This is a genomic window from Halomonas sp. BN3-1 (assembly GCF_003056325.1).
GTDB classification, from domain to species: Bacteria; Pseudomonadota; Gammaproteobacteria; order Pseudomonadales; family Halomonadaceae; genus Halomonas; species Halomonas litopenaei.
In genome coordinates, this window is sequence record NZ_PYVV01000015.1 from 97,042 (window position 1) to 112,887 (window position 15,846).

The following is a 15,846-nucleotide window of genomic DNA, read 5'->3' on the forward strand; positions in this document are numbered from 1 at the left end:
GATCGTCTTTGCGCCGTCGACTGAACGGCTCACTCGGCCGGTACCGGCGCCACTCGCCCGGGCGCCAGGGCGTGACCACCGTGGGCGAACACCGCCGGCAGGTAGTCGGCCAGGGCATTGAAGCCGTGCTCGCCGCCGGGATGCAGGATCGCCTTGGCCCCGCGGTAGGCGGCGAAGGCGTCGGCGCTGTCCAGCGTCTCGTCCTCGGTCACCAGCAGCAGCAGATAGCGCCCAGGTGTCACCACCTCCGGCGTCATCTCGGCGATCTGGTCGCGGTGGCCCTGCTCGACCACGAAGCGCTCACCGGTGTAGGCGTTGACGAAGCTCTCGCCGAGCATGGTGTCGACTAGCCTGGCCGGTCGCACCGCCGGATTGACCAGTACCGCCGGCAGCTCATGGCGCTCTGCCAGCACCGTGGCCAGAAAGCCGCCCATGGAGCTGCCCATCAGCATCGGGCTGGGCCCCAGCCGGGGTAACAGCGATTCGGCGAGCCGCAGGGCGTCGGCCGCCTGCGAGGACAGGTCCGGGGTCTCGCAGGGAAGCCCCAGCTCCGCACAGGCGGCCTTGATCAGCCGCGCCTTGGGCGAGGCGCCGGCACTATTGAATCCATGCAGGTAGAGCACGCCGCTCGCTGCGGCAGCACTCGACGCTGTTGATGGGCTCAGCATAACGGAAAACCTGTATAAATGGCCAGTTTTCAACCCTCCCCTGCGCCCGCAGGGGCGCTGTCGCTATCGCTATTGCCATCACTCATGCCAACGGCCATCAGTCCCGCGCGGCTTGCCAGGTGGCCTCGATCAGCCCGCGGGTGGAGTCATCCATCGCCTCCAGGCCCTGGCGCCCCTCGATGATGTCACGGGTCTCGTTGGCGATCTTCTTGCCCAGTTCAACGCCCCACTGGTCGAAGGGATTGATGCCCCAGATGGTGGCCTGGACGAACACCTTGTGCTCGTAGAGGGCGATCAACGCGCCCAGAGTCTGCGGGGTCAACCGCTCCAGCAGCAGGGTGGTCGAGGGCTGGTTGCCACGATAGCGCTTGTGCTCGGGCCTGGGACCGTCATCGGCGATGGCGTCGTCGCCGAGCATCAGTACGCGGGACTGGGCGAAGCAGTTGGCCAGCGTCAGCCGGTGCTGGCCCATCAGGTGCTCGCGGGTGGCCGGATCCTCGACGTCATCGTAGCGGGCCAGCGGCGCGATAAAGTCGCACTCCACCGCCTGGGTGCCCTGGTGCAGCAACTGGTAGAAGGCGTGCTGGGCGTTGGGCCCGAGCTGGCCCCACAGCACCGGACAGGTGGAGTAATCGACGATATCGCCGTCGTTGGTCACCGACTTGCCGTTGGACTCCATCTCGAGCTGTTCGAGGTAGGCGGCGAAGTATTCCAGGCGTCCGTCGTAGGGCAGAATCGAGTGGGCACGGATATCCAGGAAGTTGTTGTTCCAGATACCGGCCAGCGCCAGCAGCACCGGCAGATTGTCCTCGAGCGGCGCCTTCTGGAAGTGCACGTCCATGGCGTGGGCGCCGGCCAGGAAGTCGCGGAAGCCGTCCATGCCGATGACCAGAGCGATGGGCAGGCCGATGCCACCCCACAGCGAGTAGCGCCCGCCGACCCACTCCCAGAACTCGAGCTGGTGGTCGCAGGCGATGCCCCACTCGGCCATCTTGTCCGGGCTTGCCGAGACACCGATGAAGTGCTGGCGCAGCACCAGCTCGCGATCCACGCCCTCCTGGCGCGCCTCGACCAGCCGGGACAGCAGCCAGTCCCGCGCGGTGTTGGCGTTGGACAGGGTATCGATGGTGGTGAAGGACTTCGACGACAGCACAAACAACGTGGTCTCGGGGTCGAAGCGCATCAGGTAGTCGACCAGCTGGGAGCCGTCCATGGTCGAGGCGAAGTGGACCTCGACCGGATGGGTATCCGCCGGGCGATAGTCGGCCAGGGCGTGGGTCACCATCAGCGGCCCCAGGTCGGAGCCCCCGACCCCCAGATTGACCACGTCGCGGATCGGCTTGCCGGTGGCGCCGCGCCACTGGCCGGAATGGAAGCGCTCGACCATGGTCGCCATCTTGTCCAGGGTGGCGTGCACCGCCGGCACCAGATCCTCGCCTTCGACCACCAGAGACGCATCCTGCGGCAGACGCAGCGCGGTATGCAGCGCAGGACGGTCCTCACTGACGTTGACCCGCTCACCGGCCAGCAGGCGACGGATGGCGTCGGGCACGCCGGCCTCGTCGGCCAGCGCCAGCAGATCCTCGAGGGTCTGCTGGTCCCAGCGCTGCTTGGACAGGTCGAGTTTCAGCCCCGCAGCCTCGTGGCTGAAGGTGGCAAATCGCCCGGCATCCTCGCGAAACATGTCGCACAGGTGGCGCTTGCCGACTTCCTGTGCCTTCTGCTTCAACGCCTGCCAGGCCGGCGTTTGATCGATCGATGGCATGATTCCTCTCCTTGGGCCCTGTCTGGTGGGCAAAGCTGGGCCGAACGGCGACGGCAAGCCTCATCGTGCAGCCTGACCGCGGGGCGCGTACAATCACTCCCCCCGAGCCCGACAACACTGGCAATCCATGAGTGACGCATCTTACCGTGACGCCATCTTTTCCACACCCCTGGACAAGGTGGCGCGCTTTTCGTTCGACGAGCGGGTCGTCGCCTGCTTCCCCGACATGATTCGCCGATCGGTCCCCGGCTACGGCCAGATCCTCGGCATGCTGGGGGTGATCGCCGAGCGCCATCTGCGCCACGGCGCCCACGTCTATGACCTTGGCTGTTCGCTTGGCGCCGTGGGCCTGGCGCTGGCCGGCCAGCTACCCAGGGACGCCTTCAGCCTGACCGGGGTCGACCTGTCCCCGGCCATGGTCGAGCGCGCCCGCCAGACCCTCGAGCACGAGTGCCCCGACCACGCCATCGAGGTGATCGAAGGCGACATCCGCCAGCTCGACTACCGTCCCAGCGGCATGATCGTGCTCAACTTCACGCTGCAGTTTCTGGCCCCGGAAGACCGCGACGGCGTACTCGAGAAGCTCTACCAGGCGTTGGAGCCCGGCGGTGTGTTGATCCTGTCGGAGAAGATCAAGGCCTGTGACGAACAGGACAATGCCTGGCTGGTGGAGCGCTATCACGACTTCAAGCGCGCCAATGGCTACAGCGACCTGGAGATCAGCCAGAAGCGCAACGCGCTGGAGAACGTGCTAGTACCCGACACCCTGGAGCAGCACCACCAGCGCCTGGCGCGGGTAGGCTTTGCGCGCTCGCTGACCTGGTTTCAGTATCTGAATTTCGCCTCCATGGTGGCCTTCAAATGATTCCCGAGCATCAGCGCGATGTGTACCGCGCCTTTCTCGAGCAATCCTTCCGCCACGCCGGCATGGGCGACTGGCTTGCCCGCCTGCCCGAGCAGTTCGCCCGTGGCCTCGACCGCCAGCGTCACGGTGACCTGCCGGCGTGGGAGAAGGCGGTGGCCAAGCTGCCGGCGCTGCCCGACAAGCGCCAGGTCCAGCTCGATCGCGACGAGGTCACGGTCGAGCTGGAGCTTGATGACAGTCGTCGTCGCCAGAGCGAGAACCTGCTGCGCGCGCTGATGCCGTGGCGCAAGGGCCCGTACCGGCTGGCAGGCATCGCGATCGATACCGAGTGGCGTTCGGACTGGAAGTGGCAGCGGCTGGCGCCGCACCTGTCGCCGCTGCGCGGTCGACGGGTGCTCGACGTGGGTGGCGGCAACGGCTATCACGCCTGGCGCATGGCCGGCGCCGGTGCCGACTTCGTGCTGGTGATCGATCCCTCACCGCGCTTCTACTGGCAGTTCCAGGCGGTCAAGCACTTCGTCGGCGATGCCGACGGCGGGCGCACCCACTTCCTGCCGGTGGGCATCGACGATGTGCCCCAGGGCCTGGGCTTCTTCGACAGCGTGTTCTCCATGGGCGTGCTCTACCACCGCCCTTCCCCCCTCGACCACCTGATGCAGCTACGCGACGCCCTGCGTCGGGGCGGCGAACTGGTGCTCGAGACGCTGGTGGTGGAAGGCGACGAGACCCGAGTGCTGGTGCCGGGCGATCGCTACGCGGCGATGCCCAATGTCTACTTCCTGCCATCGTCGCGCGCCCTGGTGGGCTGGCTCGAGAAGGTCGGCTTTTGCGACGTTCGGGTGGTGGATGAAGCCGCCACCAGCCTGGAGGAGCAGCGCTCCACCGACTGGATGACCTTTCAGTCGCTGGGTGACTTCCTGGACCCTGAGCGCCCCCACCTGACCCGCGAGGGACACCCGGCCCCACGTCGGGCCGTAGTGATCGCGACGCGCCCAGCCTGATCCCGTGCCCCCCCTGCCCCCCCTGCCCGCATAAGACGCGACGCCCCGCTGATCCAGTCAGCGGGGCGTCGTCGTCAGGGGCTGTGTCAGGGGCGGTGTCAGGGGCTATGTCAGTGGCGGATTCGCGTCAGACGAAGTCCAGCACCATGAAATGGGGGTTGTCGACCAGCACTTCCATGCGGGTAATGTCGTCGAGCACTATCATGCGCTCGCCGCGCTCTGTCTTCAGCGACAGACACTCCTCGCGATCCTCGTTGAAGGCGGTATCCAGTGCCTCGCCGTGCTTCTCGTCACCGTCTCGCAGCGACAGCTTGACCGGAAAATGGTACAGGCAGGCGATTTCGATATTGTCATAGAGATGGCAGGCCACCATGTTCATGCCCTCCCTGCTTCCGTGGGGGAATGGAAGACGTCGTCATGACGTCACACGCGACGCATCCTGCCTTTGGTCTAGCCCAGGCACCAGCCCGCCACCATCTAGCTGCGCAGTTGGAGTTAAATCCATCGGAAAGCACTAGTATTCTGATTCAACCAGGCCACTGAGACGCCGCTATTACTGTTCTCTTTCGGTGCTCATCTGACAGCGGCCCCTGCGCCGTAGCGCAGGGGCCGCTGTTGTAGCGAACCAACGATGGTGAAGCCGGTCGCGGACGTCAGCGCTTGAGCAGCTCGCGCACGTCCTTGGCCTCCCAGTGGGGGAAGTACTTGCGCACCAGGGCGTTGAGTTCCAGCTCGAAGCCGGCCCAGTCGACCTGCTCGGCAGCGCCGCCTTCGACACTGGCCGCACCGCGAATCATGCCGGCGCCCACGGTGACGTTGCTCAGCCGGTCGATGACGATAAAGCTGCCGGTGCCAGGCACCCGCGCGTAGTCATCGATGGGCACCTCAGCGGTCAGCGCTACCCGGCAGCGGGCGATGGCGTTGAGCTCGAGTCGCTCGGCGCCATGACGCTCCAGGCTGTTGACGTCGACCTGATAGTGGATGGCGTCGACGTGTCCCGCCACGGCGCGACCGGCCATGCGGATATCGTACTGACGCCCAGGCTCGAGGGCGTCGTCGTGCATCCACACGATGTCGGCGTCGAAGGCATTGGACAGGGTGATATCGGCGTCCGCCGCCACCAGCCAGTCGCCACGCGAGATATCGATCTCGTCTTCCAGGGTCACGGTGATGGCCTGGCCCGGGTAGGCGTCGTCAAGATCGCCTTCGAAGGTGACGATACGCTCGACCCGGCTGAGCTTGTTGGATGGCAACGCCTTGACCGCCTGGCCGGGGCGCAGGATGCCTGCCTCCAGGGTGCCGGCGTAGCCGCGGAAGTCGAGATTGGGGCGATTGACGTACTGCACCGGAAAGCGCAGATCGCTCAGGTTCTGGTCGCGGCTGACCTCCACGGTCTCCAGAAGCTCCAGCAGCGCCGGGCCCTGGTACCAGTCGAGGCTCTCGCCGCGATCGACCACGTTGTCGCCCTTGAGCGCCGACAGCGGCACGAAGTGAATGTCGCTGGCGTCGAGCTGCTCGGCGAAGGCGCGGTAGTCGGCGACGATCTCGTCGAATCGCGCCTGGGAGTAGTCGACCAGGTCCATCTTGTTGACCGCGATGACCAGATGCTGGATGCCCAGCAGGTCGGCGATAAAGCTGTGACGACGGGTCTGGGTCTGCACACCGTAACGGGCGTCGATCAGGATCACCGCGAGGCCGGCGGTGGAGGCACCGGTGGCCATGTTGCGGGTGTACTGCTCGTGCCCCGGGGTGTCGGCGATGATGAACTTGCGCTTGTCGGTGGAGAAGAAGCGATAGGCCACATCGATGGTGATGCCCTGCTCGCGCTCCGACTGCAGACCGTCGACCAGCAGCGCCAGATCCACCTCTTCGCCGGTGGTGCCCTTGGTCTTGGAGGCCTGGGTAATAGCCGCCAGCTGGTCGTCGAAGATCATCTTGGAATCGTGCAGCAGGCGACCGATCAGGGTCGACTTGCCGTCATCGACGCTGCCGCAGGTGATGAACCGCAACAGGTCCTTGTTTTCGTGCTCGTGCAGATACTGCTCGATGTTGTCAGCAATCAGACTGGACTGGTGAGACATGCTGTACCCCTGATGGTGACCCGACGTCGTACTGGACGCCGGGCCCTTGATCTGTCATCTGCGTCCTCGCTCCCGATCACTGTCGGCCGGAGCAAGGCGCGTGGCTGCGTGCGGTCGGTGCCGGCGTCAGAAGTAGCCTTCGCGCTTCTTCTTCTCCATGGAACCGGCCTGGTCATGATCGATGGCACGGCCGGAGCGCTCGCTAGTACGGGTCAGCAGCATCTCCTGGATGATCTCCGGCAGGGTCTGGGCCTTCGACTCCACCGCACCGGTCAGCGGGTAGCAGCCCAGGGTGCGGAAGCGCACCCACTTCTGCTCGGGCTCTTCGCCCTCGGCCAGGGGCAGGCGCTCGTCATCGACCATGATCTGCATGCCGTCGCGTTCCACCACCGGGCGCGGGGCGGAGAAGTAAAGCGGCACGATGTCGATGTTCTCGAGGTAGATGTACTGCCAGATATCCAGCTCGGTCCAGTTGGACAGCGGGAAGGCACGGATCGACTCGCCCTTGTTGATGCGGGCGTTGTACAGATTCCACAGTTCCGGACGCTGGTTCTTGGGGTCCCAGCGGTGGTGGCGGTCGCGGAAGGAGAACACCCGCTCCTTGGCACGGCTGGCCTCTTCGTCGCGGCGGGCGCCACCGAAGGCGGCGTCGAAGCCGTACTGGTCCAGCGCCTGCTTGAGGGCCTGGGTCTTCATCACGTCGGTGTAGCCGCTGGAGCCGTGGTCGAAGGGGTTGATGCCGGCGGCACGCCCTTCCTCGTTGGTGTGGACGATCAGCTCCATGCCCGCTTCCTTGGCCATGCGGTCGCGGAAGGCGATCATCTCGCGGAACTTCCAGGTGGTGTCCACGTGCATCAGCGGGAACGGCGGCGGGCCAGGATGGAAGGCCTTGCGCGCCAGGTGAAGCATCACCGAGGAGTCCTTGCCGATGGAGTAGAGCATCACCGGGTTCGAGAACTCGGCGGCCACTTCACGGATGATATGGATGGACTCCGCCTCGAGCTGCTTGAGGTGGGTCAGTCGCTTCGGCGTGAGCGACGCCTGGGCGGCGCGCTCACGGGCTGGTGCGGAAAGGCTGGTCATGGCCGGACACCTCGCATGACGGGAAAAGTGGAGATGTCAGCGAGGATACTGCGGGGCGAGTAATAACGTAAAAGAATTAATAACTATCTTTTTAGAACCAAGCGTAAGGCTCCTAGATATCGACGCGCTCCACCCAAGTCTGCCACTCTCCCTCTCGTTTCAACTCCACCACCCGGTAGCCGGGGCGCGACGCCTCGTCCACGGCGAAGTCCTCGCTGCCGGGCAGGAACTGATCAGAGGTAGAGGGACAGGCGTAGACGTCGACCCGTCCATGGGCCAGGGACATCACGCCATGGAAGGCCTGATGCACATGACCGCACAGCACCATCTTCACCTGGGGATAGCCGTCCAGCACCTCCCAGAAGCCGTCGGCATCTACCAGGCCCAGGGCGTCGATCCAGGCGCTGCCCACCGCCAGCGGCGGATGGTGCATGGCGATCAGGGTCGGCCGGTCGTCCTCGGCCAGACGCGCTCCAAGTGCGGCCAGAGCCTCTTCTCCGAGCTGCCCGGTGGCCTCGCCAACAAGCTGGGTGTCGAGCTGCAGAAGCCGCCAGTGGCCGGCCTCGACCTCGGGCAGGATGTCCCGCTCAGACCCCATCAACGCCACGTCATCGTGGTTGCCGGGAATCCAGAACCAGGGACAGTCGAGCTGGCTCAATCGCTCGGTGGCGAGCCGGTAGGCGGCCTCGGACTCGTCCTGGCTGATGTCACCAGTGACCAGCACCAGGTCCGGGCGGTCGGCGTCCACCGCCTTGACCACCGCCTCCAGCTGATGGGCGGGCAGGCCTCGGCGCGAGCGCGCCATCGGGTCGGCGTACAGGTGGCAATCGCTAATCTGGATCAGGCGCATGGAGATCTCTCGACGGGCGGCAACGGCGAACCGGCTCAGGGCAACTGCGGCAGATCCAGCGAGTGGCCGTGGGCCAGCCCGTGATCGAGCCATTCGCCCAGGAAGCGATTGATCTGCAGCTTCTCGTCGGGCTGGTGCATATGCGCGTTGGGATAGCGGTAGCGGCCATCGAAGTGGCGCCGGCGCTGAAAGTCGGTGACCTCGGCCATGCGCACGTCGTGATACAGATGCACGCGCATGCGCGGGCTGTCGATGACGCCGTCGAGGATACCCTCCTGGCTGACGCGAATGATGCTGGTATAGGGCGCCAGCTCTTCGACATGCAGGCGCAGGGCACCGAGTCGACGCTCGCCGTTGAGCAGTTCGACCTCGCGACTTTCGCCCTCTTCCAGCTCGCCCAGCAGGCGCGTCAGGCGGATGTAGTTGGCCGTGCACTCGCTCTGCAGGGTGCGCAGATCGGTGACGTAGGCGCTGCGTTGGGTCACGCTACCTCCTTGCTCTCAACGACGCCCGTTCGGCGGCCAGCCAGTAAAAGCCGATCAGGCACATGGCGTTATCGAGTCTCCCTTGATTGAGAAGTTCCCAGGCACGATGAAATGGCAACACATGGACGCGGATATCCTCGTGCTCTTCGTCCAGGCCATGCACCCCACCCAGTCCGCTGGTATCGACGAAACCGCAGAAAAGCGTCACACGTTCGTCGCAGGCACCCGGACTAGGATAGTAGCTATGCAGCAAGATGAGGTCCCCGACCTCGCAACCGGCCTCCTCGAGGGCCTCGCGACGGGCCACTTCCTCGGCAGACTCGTCCTTATCGACCAGTCCGGCCACGCACTCGAGCTTCCACGGGGTGTGGGCGTCTTCCATTGCGCCGGCACGGATCTGCTCCACCAGCACCACGCTGTCGCGCTCGGGGTCATAGAGCATGACGCCCACGGCGTCGTGCCGGCTATGCACCTCGCGCACCACCGCCTCGCTCCAGCCACCTTCGAACTTGCGATGACGGAAGGTCAGCTTGTCCAGACGAAAGAAGCCCTGGTGCAGGCAATCGCGTGACACCAGTTCGACGTCCTGGGCGGTAAAGGGGGCATCGATGTTGCTCGTTTCCGGCATGGGGACCTCCGCAGACAGATCGGCCCATTATCCGGATCGGTCAGGGGCCCCACAAGGCGAGTCCAGGTGGGGCCTCCTGTCAAGGCGGGAAACGATAGGGAAATCGGCGCGGGTCAGAGCTCGTCGAGCGCCTGATCAGAGCTCGTTGAGCGCCTGATCAGAGCTCGTTGAGCAGGGCGCGCGCCTCGGCCTTGAGCGCCTCATCAGAGGCTTCGCGTCCGGCGCGAACCGCACCGGCGATGGCCTTCTCGGCGTGCTGGCGGGCCTCGGCATCGCGTCCTTCGTCGGCCAGGTAGGCGGCGTAGTAGTAGTTGACGTCGATACCGCCGGGGCGAATCGTCAGCGCGCGCTTGAACATTTCCTCGGCCTTGTCGTCATCACCGAAGGCCACCGGCCAGCCCGGCGCACGGTCATACAGCGCCCCCAGGGTCACGTAGGCCGAGCCATCGAGGCCATTGGCGTCCAGTGCGATGGCCCGCTCCAGCGCCCGCCGCGCGGCCTTGGCGTTGTCCAGCGCGCCGAGCCCGCCCTTGGCCTTGGCCAGGGACGCCTCGATGATGCCCTCCCACACCAGCAGCTCGCTGACGTTGGGGTTGGCCGAGCTCAGCTCGTGGGCCTCGGCGGCCAATGCCGTCAACGGGGCCTCCTGGGCCGACAAGGCGCTTGAGGTGGTGACGCTTTCCCAGCGGTTCCTGAGCTGGTCGAGCTCACCCTGCCAGGCCAGCGCCACGCCGCTGGCGAGGCAGGCGGACAGGGTGACAAGCGTCAGCGCCGTCGTGGCTAAGAGCCGACGCGGGCGTCGACGCAACGCGGTAGATGGAACATCAGGCGAGGCGGAAAACAGGGTTCGTGACATTTGGCGGCTCCGGATACTGTTATTGTGATGCACCCTGATGCTGGGTGGTCATGATGGGCGGCCGTAGTGCGCAGTCAGGCTGAGCGATCGGGCTGAGCGATCAGGCCGAGCGATGCCGAGCACTGACCCGCAGCGTTGTAACCTGATACGGAAAGCCACACGCGTTCTGGCGCCCTCCCCGAAATGTAACGAACGTTTGATTTATTCGCCAGTCGCATTCTTCATCGACCGCTCACTGCCTCGCTCCCCTGACCTTTCCCCCACCACCCAAAGCGCTTGCGACCTGACCCAAGTCGCGGCACCCTCGTGGACCTTGTCTGATTCAACGACGCACCGAGGATCGCCATGAAAGGCCGCAACATGACTCGCTGGCGTGACCCGGCGAAGGATCCCCGTCAGGAACCCAAGAGCAACCTGATCACCCTGGAAGGTGCCGAGCGCCTGAGGGGTATTCTCGACCACCTGAGCCGGGTCAAGCGACCGCAGCGGGAACGCCAACCAGCAGTAACAAGTATGCTCATGCGGAATAGTCTACACTGGATTACGGGCAGGAAGACGTCAGCTTTTCTTGATCGCCTTCCCCTTTCCCCTCCTCGGCCTTAACATTGTTCGTAATTCATCTACGCTAAACTGACCCAACGCAGCAGCCTGCTCCTCTATTTGATCCCGCACTTGATTCTGGCCAGAAGATCTCAATGACGGCGGCCTTGGTTTCTTCGGAACTACACGTTGACGCCGTAGCGATGGTTTCATTTCAAGAAGAGCCAAGCGTTGCACTCCAAAGTACGGATGGACCTTCTCATCCCTCACAATTTCTTCCCCATCGGCAAAGCTGTTCTCTGGCAACACCACCTGATGAGCGCTGAGATAGCCAAGGAATGACTCTGGAATGGCAAGAGCGTGACTAGCTCGCGAGAGAGCCGTGTAGGCATGATTAGCCATAACACGATGACTCTTATCTAGTATCCACTTGCCAGTGATCAGAGGGCTTGGAAAGCAGTCCTCCGCTACTGCGACACGAGGCCACTCATGTCCCTTGGCTCGAGTCACTGTGCTAAGGGTAATATCTCGCTCTGGAATCAACTCGCCAGCTGACAGCAAGGCCCTTTGGCGACGCTCGTCGCTTTCTCGCCAGCCTTCAATTACGTCAAGCAGATGAGGTTCTGAGAAAGCCTGCCGCTGGACCCACTCACACAGCTCCGTGCCAAGACTGTCCCACCGCTGCTTGAAATGCTCACGAGCTTGATCAAGATCGTTGACCCCTAGAAGTACTGGTGACGCAACCTGTTGCTTGCACGACCTGTCACTAGCTAGCGAAAGTCGCGGTGATGCTAGGATCACCAGATCCCGTAGTAGGGCTACAGGGTAGGATTCCAGCCCGTCTACCCAAGCGATCGTTCGGCCACGACGTTCAGCGGCAAGAGCCTCATCGAAAAGCGTTGCAACGGACACGGCGATGAAAGCGTAGTGCTTACCAGTGTTTTCCCACAATAGGCGCTGACTCAAAGGATAGATGTTGGATTGTCCGCACCCAATCACACGATCTCGATTTCCACTCCCAGCACGATGAGTCAAAGCATTTAACACTCCGGCTATCGAGGGACCATAACGATAAGAGCGCGGCATGTGAACTGTCGCAGCCCTCTCCTGAAGAGGATGGCGTTGTGCTTGGATCAGGCGATTACCGTTTCGTAGAGATTGAAAACCATCACCGAACATAACTACCGAAATATTCTGACGCGCCAACATCCCAAGTTGGGCTTCATCGGCATCCTGCGCCTCCTCAAGGATGACCAAATCTGCCTTATGCAAGGGCGAGACCGTCTTCATCCTGCTGGGACCATCAAGGCGCACTTGTTCAGTACCAGACTGCGTCCAGAGTTTCACCTCGGCCGCATAGGTTAAAGGGGCACTACTCGGATCTCTACCGCATTGCGAAAACCAGATATCTCTGGCTACCTTAAGCACGCGACCACTTTCTGATGGATTGTGAACCCACTGCTCACTACCACGCGTTCCCTTCGGTAAGTTACCGGTCTCCGGGTAACCATTCGTGCTACGATAAAAATGGTAGAGAACCTGACGTGCGCGACGAATCTCTTGCCGTGTTGTACCAACACCCGCTGCAGAAAGCATCTGTTCGTCTGTAAGACTAGCTTGTACTGGCCGAGCTCTGAGCTTCCTCTCATAAAGGTAGAAAAGAAACCGGTGGGCAGCCTCCTGGACCGTCATGGCCATGACATTTTCCGGCAGTGTGGCGCGAGCCCGATCGCAAATGTTTCTAGATTGGGACAGGAACAAAATTCGACGAATGGCATCACGACGTGCCAGTTCGACGATAATAGCCGATTTACCTGCTCCAGCAACACCAGGAGCATTAATTAATCGTCCCCCATCCAGTGAGAACTGCTCTTCTGGAACTATCTCCGTCGCCATCTCAATAATTTTTAGCTGCTCTTCTGCTAGTTTCATTTTGTGTCACTCTATTGGCTAGACAAAGGCTCGAGCCAAGCTTTCAGGCAACCCGAACGATAGCAAGCACCTTGGGTGTGGTTAAGTGAAGCGCCCCCATTACTGGGGTCGATCCGACTCGCTTGGGACGAGACTTTGAGACTAGAATAAGTGCATAGAGACCAGCATTTAATGAGCAAGATCAGGATCTCCAGGTCGATCTGATCAGAGCTTAGCGCCTAGTCCGAAATCTGGACACCGCTTCAGGATGATAGGCCCGCCATGAAGCGTAGCGATGTGATGCCGAAGCGGCAGTGTCATCTGACATCTTCTCCGAAATGTAACGAACGTTTGATTTATTCGCCAGTCGCATTCTTCGTCGACTGCCTACTGCATCGCTGCCCTGACCTTTCCCCCACCACCCAAAGCGCTTGCGACCTGACCCAAGTCGCGGCACCCTCGTGGACCTTGTCTGATTCAACGACGCACCGAGGATCGCCATGAAAGGCCGCAACATGACTCGCTGGCGTGACCCGGCGAAGGATCCCCGTCAGGAACCCAAGAGCAACCTGATCACCCTGGAAGGTGCCGAGCGCCTGAGGGGCATTCTCGATCACCTGAGCCGGGTCAAGCGACCGCAGCTATCGGCCAAGGTCGGCGAGGCGGCGGCCCTTGGCGACCGCAGCGAGAACGCCGACTACACCTACAACAAGAAGGAACTCAACCGGGTCATCGGTCGCATTCGCTACCTGACCAAACGCCTGGATGAGTTGCAGGTGGTGGACCGCCTGCCGGCGGACACCGATCGGGTGTTCTTCGGCGCCTTCGTCACCCTTGAGGACGAAGACGGTGAAGAGATGTCAGTGCGTATTGTCGGCCACGACGAGACCGACACCAGCAAGCGCTGGATCAGCGTCGACGCGCCACTGGCCAAGGCGCTGCTGGGCAAGTCGCTGGACGACGAAGTGACGGTGGCCGCCCCCGGCGGGGAGACCACCTGGCTGATCACCGAGATCCACTACCGCACGCCGGGTCAGAAGACCTAGCCCGGCAGACGCCTAGCCCGGCTGGCACCTAGCCCCTGTCGAGGCGGGCACGGTAGACCCGAAAACGGCCATTGTCGGCCAGGATCTCGAAGCCGCCGAAGGCCTTCTCCAGGGGATCTGCGTAGGGCAGGAAGGCGTTGGCCACCAGGATCAATTGCCCGCCCGGCGTCAGGTGCTGGGGCGCCTCCTGGATCAAACGGGCCGCCGGGCCGTAGTCGATGGAGCGCTCCTGGTGAAACGGCGGATTCGAAACGATGGCGTCGAAGCGACGACCCGCCAGCGCCGAGTAGACGTCGCTTTCCAGTGCCTCGCCGTTGAGCCCATTGGCCGCCAGCGAGCGCCGGGTCGCTTCCACCGCAAAGGCGCTGACATCCACCGCGGTGACATCACGCCCCTGCTGTGCCATCCAGGCCGCCAGAATGCCGTCACCGCAGCCCATGTCGAGCACCTGGCCCCGGGGCAAGGCAGTCTCTAGCTGCTCGATCAGCAGCCCCGTGCCCTCGTCGAACTTTCCGTGTCCGAAGACGCCGGGATGACTTGCCAGCGTCAGGCCGGCGGCCTCGAAACGCGTCCACACCGCTTCCGGGTCGAGGGGCTGGGGCGCCGAGCGGGTCGCGAACAGCGAGCAGCGCCGGGCGCTGTCGAGCTTGCGACAGCCCATGCCCAGGGCCGCCAGCACCTTGAGTACCCGCTTGATGCCACCCTGGTGCTCGCCCACCAGCTGCATCGGCGTGCCTTCGGGCAATACCTGACACAGCCACAACAGCCACCACTCCCCCAGGGCGTGGGACTTGGGCCAGAACAGCACCACCCCCGGCGGCGGCGACGCCTCGGGCGAGAACGGCGACAGCGCCGGGCGCCCCTGGGCCTGCCAGGCGGCGCGCACCGACACATCGGCGCTGATCAGGGTCCCTTCGCCCTGCTCGAGCCAGCCATCCCGAGGCGGCGCCACCCACCACCAGCCGCGATAGTCGGCGTCCTGACGCTCGAGCAGTTGGCAAACCGGGGTTTCGGCACTCATGTCGGGGTCTCCTCACGGGTGTCAGCGCCGCCGTCGCGCGGCGATGGACGCCCCTCGGGGTCGGCCGGACGGCGGAAGGTATAGAGCAGATAGCGGCCCAGCCGCCAGTGGGGGTCCAGGCGGCAGTAGGCGTGCTCCAGCGCCACCAGCTTGTCGAGTTCCTTGTCGTTCTGGGGCGGGTGGCGCAGGTAATCGTGGAACACCCGGATCCCCGCCACGCCCTCGCAACGAAGCCCGGCTTCTTCGGTCCAGGCCATCACCTGATCATGGGTCAGCGGCGAGATCGGTGTCAGCCGCTGGCGCTGTCCCTTGCCCTCGAGCCGATCCTCCAGCGCCTTGTCCAGATTGCCCTTGACCACGTTGGACAGCCGCAATGCGTCGCGGTTGAACACCATCAGCGACAGTTGAGCCCCCGGCGCCATCAGCGCGGCCAGGCGACCGATGGCCGCCCTGGGGTCGCCCAGCCATTCGAGCACCGCGTGGCACACCACCAGCGGCCAGGGCCCAGGAGCGTCGCCCGCCAGGTCCTGCAGCGGCGACGTCAGATAGCGGACCCGGGACGCCTCGACACCCTGGGCGTCGATCGCCTCCCGGGCCCGGTCGAGCATTTCGCCGGCGGGCTCGGCCAGCGTCACCGCATGCCCACGCTCGAGGAACCACTGGGCCTGCTGACCGAGCCCCGCCCCCACGTCCAGCACCGGCTGGCCTTCGAGATCGAGCATCTCCGGCAGCAGACGGTCCAGCAACGACAGGCGCAGCTCGCCGCGCAGGTGCCCGTAGAGTGACGCCGAGAACTTGTCCGCCAGTCCATCGAAGTGGCGATCACCATGAACAGACAGCGGCGCGCCGCCGGACGCATGACCAGCAACAGAAGCGGCAGCATCAGAAGCAGCGACAGGACCAGCAGCGGGAGTGACGCCAGCGTCACTCGTGGGGTGTTGAGACATCGAAAACGCCAGACAGGTGTGGATAACAAAGAGCCGTGGCGCGCATTCTACCGAGCCAGGCCAGCGCTGACACCCGCCCGGATCACCTGCCCAGCCACC

Annotated in this window: 15 protein-coding genes and 1 pseudogene; 4 read left to right on the plus strand and 12 right to left on the minus strand. The window is 63.8% G+C overall.

Annotated elements, in window-relative coordinates; all coding sequences use genetic code 11:
• Positions 1-29: 29 nt before the first annotated feature.
• Together C9F12_RS18690 and pgi are read right to left on the minus strand one after the other, a co-directional pair.
• Positions 30-668, minus strand: coding sequence for a YqiA/YcfP family alpha/beta fold hydrolase (locus C9F12_RS18690; protein ID WP_108131440.1), 639 nt, complete (start codon positions 666-668; stop codon positions 30-32).
• Between the two features lie 97 nt (positions 669-765).
• Positions 766-2,433 carry a glucose-6-phosphate isomerase gene (pgi, locus tag C9F12_RS18695; RefSeq protein ID WP_045994518.1) on the minus strand — a complete coding sequence of 556 codons (1,668 nt, stop codon included), beginning with the start codon at positions 2,431-2,433 and terminating at the stop codon, positions 766-768.
• Between the two features lie 127 nt (positions 2,434-2,560).
• On the opposite strand from pgi, the gene cmoA reads away from it, so the two are divergent.
• Positions 2,561-3,298, plus strand: a complete 738-nt coding sequence (gene cmoA, locus C9F12_RS18700; RefSeq protein ID WP_108449825.1) for a carboxy-S-adenosyl-L-methionine synthase CmoA — start codon at positions 2,561-2,563, stop codon at positions 3,296-3,298.
• The gene (cmoB, locus tag C9F12_RS18705; RefSeq protein ID WP_108449826.1) at positions 3,295-4,299 is read left to right on the plus strand and encodes a tRNA 5-methoxyuridine(34)/uridine 5-oxyacetic acid(34) synthase CmoB; all 1,005 of its coding nucleotides are present in this window, start codon (positions 3,295-3,297) and stop codon (positions 4,297-4,299) included. The genes cmoA and cmoB overlap by 4 nt, the downstream gene beginning before the upstream one ends.
• 127 nt (positions 4,300-4,426) lie before the next feature.
• On the opposite strand, the gene C9F12_RS18710 is transcribed toward cmoB, so the two are convergent.
• The 7 genes from C9F12_RS18710 to C9F12_RS18740 form a co-directional block, all read right to left on the minus strand.
• Positions 4,427-4,678 carry a Rho-binding antiterminator gene (locus tag C9F12_RS18710; RefSeq protein ID WP_240184293.1) on the minus strand — a complete coding sequence of 84 codons (252 nt, stop codon included), beginning with the start codon at positions 4,676-4,678 and terminating at the stop codon, positions 4,427-4,429.
• A 274-nt stretch (positions 4,679-4,952) separates the two neighbouring features.
• Positions 4,953-6,380 carry a sulfate adenylyltransferase subunit CysN gene (gene cysN, locus C9F12_RS18715; protein ID WP_108449827.1) on the minus strand — a complete coding sequence of 476 codons (1,428 nt, stop codon included), beginning with the start codon at positions 6,378-6,380 and terminating at the stop codon, positions 4,953-4,955.
• Positions 6,381-6,506: 126 nt separating this feature from the next.
• On the minus strand, positions 6,507-7,463 hold the full coding sequence (gene cysD, locus C9F12_RS18720) for a sulfate adenylyltransferase subunit CysD (RefSeq protein WP_045994523.1): 957 nt from the start codon (positions 7,461-7,463) through the stop codon (positions 6,507-6,509).
• A 112-nt stretch (positions 7,464-7,575) separates the two neighbouring features.
• Positions 7,576-8,313 (minus strand): metallophosphoesterase, encoded by a 738-nt coding sequence (locus C9F12_RS18725; protein WP_108449828.1) that lies wholly within the window; start codon positions 8,311-8,313, stop codon positions 7,576-7,578.
• 35 nt (positions 8,314-8,348) lie between these two features.
• Complete coding sequence (locus C9F12_RS18730) at positions 8,349-8,798, minus strand: DUF1249 domain-containing protein (RefSeq protein WP_045994525.1); 450 nt, start codon at positions 8,796-8,798, stop codon at positions 8,349-8,351.
• 1 nt (position 8,799) lies between these two features.
• A complete protein-coding gene (locus C9F12_RS18735) occupies positions 8,800-9,426 on the minus strand; it encodes an NUDIX domain-containing protein (protein WP_108449829.1) in 627 nt (208 codons plus the stop codon).
• A gap of 157 nt (positions 9,427-9,583) precedes the next feature.
• Entirely contained in the window at positions 9,584-10,282 is a 699-nt protein-coding gene (locus tag C9F12_RS18740) for a hypothetical protein (protein ID WP_240184294.1), read from the minus strand.
• A gap of 345 nt (positions 10,283-10,627) precedes the next feature.
• Here C9F12_RS18740 and C9F12_RS22970 point away from each other — a divergent pair.
• Positions 10,628-10,765 (plus strand): annotated as a pseudogene (locus C9F12_RS22970) (transcription elongation factor GreB); the annotation flags it as partial.
• A 75-nt stretch (positions 10,766-10,840) separates the two neighbouring features.
• On the opposite strand, the gene C9F12_RS22650 reads toward C9F12_RS22970, so the two are convergent.
• Positions 10,841-12,754, minus strand: coding sequence for an ATP-binding domain-containing protein (locus tag C9F12_RS22650; protein ID WP_162816522.1), 1,914 nt, complete (start codon positions 12,752-12,754; stop codon positions 10,841-10,843).
• Between the two features lie 479 nt (positions 12,755-13,233).
• On the opposite strand from C9F12_RS22650, the gene greB reads away from it, so the two are divergent.
• Positions 13,234-13,779: a transcription elongation factor GreB gene (gene greB, locus C9F12_RS18750; RefSeq protein WP_108449830.1), complete on the plus strand. Its 546-nt coding sequence runs from the start codon at positions 13,234-13,236 to the stop codon at positions 13,777-13,779.
• 28 nt (positions 13,780-13,807) lie between these two features.
• Here the strand turns inward: greB and C9F12_RS18755 are convergent, their stop codons facing one another.
• Positions 13,808-14,800, minus strand: a complete 993-nt coding sequence (locus tag C9F12_RS18755; protein WP_108449831.1) for a methyltransferase — start codon at positions 14,798-14,800, stop codon at positions 13,808-13,810.
• On the minus strand, positions 14,797-15,747 hold the full coding sequence (locus C9F12_RS18760; protein ID WP_108449832.1) for a methyltransferase domain-containing protein: 951 nt from the start codon (positions 15,745-15,747) through the stop codon (positions 14,797-14,799). Before C9F12_RS18760 ends, C9F12_RS18755 begins: the two co-directional genes overlap by 4 nt.
• Positions 15,748-15,846: the final 99 nt, after the last annotated feature.

What these genes read in the sequence shown, in the direction of transcription:
- C9F12_RS18690 (WP_108131440.1), bottom strand. Translation starts at nt 668, where the DNA reads ATGCTGAGCCCATCAACAGCGTCGAGTGCTGCCGCAGCGAGCGGCGTG.
- pgi (WP_045994518.1), bottom strand. Translation starts at nt 2,433, where the DNA reads ATGCCATCGATCGATCAAACGCCGGCCTGGCAGGCGTTGAAGCAGAAG.
- cmoA (WP_108449825.1), top strand. Translation starts at nt 2,561, where the DNA reads ATGAGTGACGCATCTTACCGTGACGCCATCTTTTCCACACCCCTGGAC.
- cmoB (WP_108449826.1), top strand. Translation starts at nt 3,295, where the DNA reads ATGATTCCCGAGCATCAGCGCGATGTGTACCGCGCCTTTCTCGAGCAA.
- C9F12_RS18710 (WP_240184293.1), bottom strand. Translation starts at nt 4,678, where the DNA reads ATGAACATGGTGGCCTGCCATCTCTATGACAATATCGAAATCGCCTGC.
- cysN (WP_108449827.1), bottom strand. Translation starts at nt 6,380, where the DNA reads ATGTCTCACCAGTCCAGTCTGATTGCTGACAACATCGAGCAGTATCTG.
- cysD (WP_045994523.1), bottom strand. Translation starts at nt 7,463, where the DNA reads ATGACCAGCCTTTCCGCACCAGCCCGTGAGCGCGCCGCCCAGGCGTCG.
- C9F12_RS18725 (WP_108449828.1), bottom strand. Translation starts at nt 8,313, where the DNA reads ATGCGCCTGATCCAGATTAGCGATTGCCACCTGTACGCCGACCCGATG.
- C9F12_RS18735 (WP_108449829.1), bottom strand. Translation starts at nt 9,426, where the DNA reads ATGCCGGAAACGAGCAACATCGATGCCCCCTTTACCGCCCAGGACGTC.
- C9F12_RS18740 (WP_240184294.1), bottom strand. Translation starts at nt 10,282, where the DNA reads ATGTCACGAACCCTGTTTTCCGCCTCGCCTGATGTTCCATCTACCGCG.
- C9F12_RS22650 (WP_162816522.1), bottom strand. Translation starts at nt 12,754, where the DNA reads ATGAAACTAGCAGAAGAGCAGCTAAAAATTATTGAGATGGCGACGGAG.
- greB (WP_108449830.1), top strand. Translation starts at nt 13,234, where the DNA reads ATGAAAGGCCGCAACATGACTCGCTGGCGTGACCCGGCGAAGGATCCC.
- C9F12_RS18755 (WP_108449831.1), bottom strand. Translation starts at nt 14,800, where the DNA reads ATGAGTGCCGAAACCCCGGTTTGCCAACTGCTCGAGCGTCAGGACGCC.
- C9F12_RS18760 (WP_108449832.1), bottom strand. Translation starts at nt 15,747, where the DNA reads ATGTCTCAACACCCCACGAGTGACGCTGGCGTCACTCCCGCTGCTGGT.